At 73.2% G+C, this 5,385-nt stretch carries 1 protein-coding gene; it reads left to right on the top strand.

All coding sequences use genetic code 11. From position 1 onward, the window contains the following. A partial coding sequence (locus tag ACN6LD_RS41730) for a type I polyketide synthase (protein ID WP_445045892.1) occupies window positions 1-5,385 on the top strand: 5,385 nt, incomplete at both ends.

The raw sequence follows: 5,385 nt of genomic DNA, 5'->3' as shown, positions 1-5,385 counted from the left end.
GCCTCCCATTCCGTCCATGCCGAAGCGATCAGGGAGCAGATCCTCGAGGCGCTCGCACCCGTCGCACCGCGCAGCGGCGAACTGCCCTTCTACTCCTCACTCGACGGCGGTCCCGTCGACGGCGCCCGACTCGACGCCGACTACTGGTACCGCAATCTGCGCCACACGGTCGACTACCAGGCCGCCACCCGTGCGCTGGCGCACGCCGGCATCACCGCCTTCGTCGAGGTGAGCCCCCACCCCGTCCTCACCCTCCCGACGCAGGAGACACTCGAGGCGCTCGACGACCTCACCGAACATCCCGCGGTCCTCGCCACACTGCACCGTGACCACGGTGACCCGCAGGACTGGACGCACGCCCTCAGCACCGCATGGACACAAGGCGTCACCCTCCACCCGGCCTCCGAGCCCGTCCACCCCGACCTGCCCACCTACCCCTTCCAAGGCACCCACCACTGGCTCCACACACCGACAGGCGGCGACCCGCAGTCGTTCGGCCTGCGCCCCGTCGTCCACCCGCTGCTGGGCGCCGCGATCCACCGCGCGGACGAGGAAGGCGTGGTGTTCACCGGGCGGGTCTCCGCGGCCACGCATCCATGGCTTGCCGACCACGTGGTGCGCGGGTCCGTCCTGTTTCCCGGAACGGCTTTCGTCGAGGCCGCGATCCGGGCGGGTGACGAGGTGGGCGCCCCCTGTCTGGAAGAACTGGTCCTCGAGGCCCCGCTCGTCGTCGCCGCACAGCAGACCGTCAGCCTGCAGGTGACCGTCGGCGCACCGGACGCGTCGGGACGCCGCGCGGTGAGCGTCCACTCCGCGCCGCAGAGCGGCGCCGAATCGACGGCCGACCCACTGTGGTCCCGGCATGCCCACGGCTTCCTGGTCCCCGTCCTGCCGGATGACACCGCCGCCGCCGAAGCGCTCGCGACCTGGCCGCCGCAGGGCGCGCGAGCGATGCCCGTCGAGGACGCCTACGAGCGGATGGCCCAGGCCGGATACGGCTACGGCCCCGCGTTTCGAGGCCTGCGAGCCGTGTGGCACACGGACGCGGAAGTCTTCGCCGAAATCGCCCTGCCCGAGGAGGAGACAGCCGACGGCTGGAGCCTGCACCCGGCGTTGCTGGACGCCGCCCTGCACCCCGACGTCCTGGGCGAGGTGGACAAGGACGCATCCGGGCCGCTCAACCTGCCGTTCTCCTGGCACGGTGTACGACTGCACGCGGCCGGGGCCACCACGCTGCGCGTCCGGCTGACCCGGCCGGAGCCGGAGGGCGTCGCGCTGCTCGCCGTGGACCCGGCAGGAGCCCTCGTCGTCTCCGTGGGCACCTTGTCGACGCGGCCCATGGCGGAAGCCGCTTCCGCGGAGGGGGAGACCGTCCGGCAGATGCTGCTGCATACGCAGTGGCAGCCTGTGCCGACCGCGCCCGAGCCGCAGCCCGCGGGCCGATGGCTGGCGGTGGGACCCGACGCCGCGCACCTCGCCTCCGCCCTCACCGACGCGGGCTTCGACGCGCACGGGGCGCCGGACCTGACGGCGGCCGCCACGGGGCCCGCGCCCGACACCTTGCTCGTGCTCTGTGACCGTCCCGGGCCAAAAACCGCCGACACCGCGACCGACACCGCGGCCGCGGTCCATACACGCGTGCAGGTCGTCCTCGCCCAGGTGCAGCACTGGCTGCGCGACGAACGGTACGAGGGCACCCGTCTTGTTCTCGCGACCCGTGGCGCCGTCGCCGCCGGGCCCGCGTCCGGCGTCGCCGACCTGGCCGGGGCCCCCGTGTGGGGTCTCGCCCGGACGGTGCAGGCCGAACACCCCGGACGTCTCGTCCTGATCGACCTGGACCCCGAGGCGGACTCCCTCGCCGCGGACGTGGCGGGGCTGCGCGCCGCGGCCGCGTCCGGTGAACCGCAGACCGCCGTTCGCGCAGGCCTTGTTCTGGTACCCCGCCTGACGCGTGCAGCCGACCTCGCGTCCGAAGGACCGCGGACGCTCGATCCCGAGGGCGTCACCCTCGTCACCGGCGGAACCACCGGCCTCGGCCGGCTCGTCGCCCGGCACATGGTCGCCGCCCACGGCGCCCGTCACCTGCTGCTGCTGAGCAGAAGCGGACGCACAGCCGACGGCGCCGCCGACCTGATCGACGAACTCACCGCCCTGGGCGCGTCCGTGACCGTCGAAGCGTGCGACGTGGCCGACCGGGAGGCGCTGGCAACGGTGCTCGCCGGCCTCGACCGGCCCGTGACCGCCGTGGTGCACAGCGCCGGGGTCCTCGACGACGGGACGGTGTCCGGTCTTTCCCCGGAGCAGGTCGCCACCGTGTTGCGGCCCAAGGTGGACGCGGCACTGCACCTGCACGACCTCACGCGTGACGCCGACCTGAAGCACTTCATCATGTTCTCGTCGGTCGCCGGCATCCTGGGCGGTCCCGGACAGGCCAACTACGCCGCGGCCAACGCCTTCCTCGACGCCCTCGCGGAGCACCGGCGCTCGCTCGGACTGCCCGCCACCGCGGTGGCCTGGGGCCTCTGGGAGGCGGGCGGTCTGACCGCACATCTCGGCGCCACCGACCGCGTCCGCATCGCCCGCAACGGCGTCCGGTCGCTCGAAGCCGAGCAGGGACTGGCACTGCTCGACGCCGCCGTCGCCCGGCGAGGCGCCGCCTTCGTGGCCGCCCTCTTCGACCACGCCGCCCTGCGACGGCGTTCCGGCGGGGTGCCCACCCTGCTGAGCGGACTCGTCCGCGCTGTCACGCGGCGTACCGCCGCCGTCGAATCCGGTGACGCCGAGAACACCGGCGCCTGGCTCGCCGGACTCTCCTCGAAGGAGGCCGAACGCGCCCTGCTCGACGCGGTGCGCCGGCACGCCGCAGCGGTCCTGGGACACGAGTCTGCGCAGGCCGTACGCGCCGACAGCGCGTTCAAGGACATCGGCTTCGACTCGCTCTCCGCCGTCGAGCTGCGCAACCGCCTCAACACCGCGACCGGCCTCCGGCTGGCCCCGACCGTGGTCTTCGACCATCCGACCCCGAAGGCCCTGGCCGAGCACCTGGCCGAGAGCCGCGACGGAGCCACGGCGGCGGCGCCCCTCCCGGCGCTCCGGCCGAGCGCCACGACGGACGCGGACCCCATCGCCATCGTCGCGATGGGATGCCGCCTGCCCGGCGGGGTCGCGGGCCCGGAGGACCTGTGGGAACTGCTGCGCTCCGGAACCGACGCGATCGGCGACTTCCCCACCGACCGCGGCTGGGACCTGGACGCCCTGTACGACCCCGACCCGGACAAACCCGGCACTTCCTATTCCCGCAGCGGTGGCTTCCTGGAGGGCGCCGGGCGGTTCGACGAGGCGTTCTTCGGGATATCGCCGCGTGAGGCGCTGGCGATGGATCCGCAGCAGCGGCTGCTGCTGGAGACGGCCTGGGAGACCTTCGAACGCGCGGGCATCGACCCGACATCCCTCGGCAACAGCACGGCCGGCGTGTTCGTCGGCGCGATCGCCCAGGAGTACGGCGCGACCTTGCTGCACGAAGCCCCTGACGGGCTGGACGGCATGCTCCTCACGGGCAACGCCACCAGTGTGATCTCCGGCAGGCTTTCGTATCTGCTGGGTCTGCTGGGGCCGGCGATCACGGTGGACACGGCGTGTTCGTCGTCGCTGGTGGCGATCCATCTGGCGGCGCAGTCGCTGCGGCAGGGCGAGTGCACCCTCGCCCTCGCGGGCGGCGCCACCGTCTTGTCGACCCCCGGCACGTTCACCGCCTTCAGCCGGCAGCGTGCCATGTCGTCCGACGGGCGGTGCCGGGCGTTCGCGGCCGGGGCGAACGGCACGGGCTTCGCCGAGGGCGTCGGCCTGGTCCTGCTGGAACGGCTTTCGGACGCGCGCCGGCTGGGGCATCCGGTCCTGGCGGTGGTGCGGGGTTCGGCGGTGAACCAGGACGGCGCCTCCAACGGGCTCACCGCCCCGAACGGCCCCGCGCAGCAGCGGCTGATCCGCACCGCTCTGGCGCAGGCCGGCCTGGCCCCCGCCGAGATCAGCGCCGTCGAGGCCCACAGCACCGGCAGCACCCTCGGCGACCCCATCGAGGCTCAGGCGCTCCTGGCCACCTACGGGCAGGACCGTCCGGCCGGGGAGCCCCTCCTGCTGGGGTCGGTGAAGTCCAACATCGGCCACACCCAGGCCGCGGCCGGCGTCGCCGGCGTCATCAAGATGGTCATGGCAATGCGCCACGAAACGCTGCCGCGCACCCTCCACATCGACGCACCCTCACCTCACGTCGACTGGAGCACAGGCCAAGCACGGCTGCTGACGGAAAATCAGCCCTGGCCGCGCACCGGCGCACCGCGCCGCGCCGGCGTCTCGGCGTTCGGGATCAGTGGTACGAACGCGCATCTGATCCTGGAGGAGGCGCCCGCGGAGCTCGTTCCCGCGGCGGTGGCCGAAGCGTCCGGGGTGGCGGTGCCGATGCTGCTGTCGGGGCGTGGTGAGGGCGCGCTGCGGGCCCAGGCCGGGCGGCTGGCGGACTTCCTGGAACGCCACCCCGACCTGCCCACCGACGCGGTGGCGCGCATGCTCGCCGGCTCACGAACCGTGTTCGAACACCGTGCCGCAATCACCGGGGACGACCGCACCCAACTCGTCACACGCCTGCGCTCGCTGGCCGACATGGACCAGGACGCCGATACCGGTGTGGTGCGTGGCGCCGGCCGTCCGCTCGGCGATCCCGTGTTCGTCTTTCCCGGTCAGGGCGCCCAGTGGCCTGCCATGGCCGTCGAACTCCTCGACGACGGCGGCCCGTTCGCGCTGCGTCTGGGGGAGTGCCGTGAGGCGCTGCGGCCCTTCGTGGACTGGGACTTGTTCGCGGTGTTGCGCGGTGGGCCGGGGCAGCCCGACTTCCACCGCGTCGACGTGGTGCAGCCGGCTCTCTGGGCCGTCAAGGTGTCCCTTGCCGCGCAGTGGCAGGCCGCGGGCATCCGGCCCGCCGCGGTGGTCGGTCACTCACAGGGCGAGATCGCCGCCGCCACCGTGTCCGGCGCGCTCACCCTCTCCGACGGCGCGCGCATCGTGACTCTGCGCTCGCAGCTCATCTCGCAGATCGCCGGCCGGGGCGGGATGATCTCCCTGGCTGTGCCGCGCGACCGGGCCGAGACCATCGCCGCCGATCTCGGACTGGACATCGGAGCGGTCAACAGCCCTGCCAACACCGTTCTGTCCGGCCCTCTCGACGCGCTCGACGACCTCGCCGCCTGGTGCGAGGAGCACGACGTCCGCCACCGGCGCATCCCCATCGACCATGCCTCCCATTCCGTCCATGCCGAAGCGATCAGGGAGCAGATCCTCGAGGCGCTCGCACCCGTCGCACCGCGCAGCGGCGAACTGCCCTTCTACTCCTCA

The sequence above is a fragment of the Streptomyces sp. SAS_272 genome (assembly GCF_052543235.1).
This window is presented reverse-complemented; position numbering and strand designations above follow the sequence as displayed.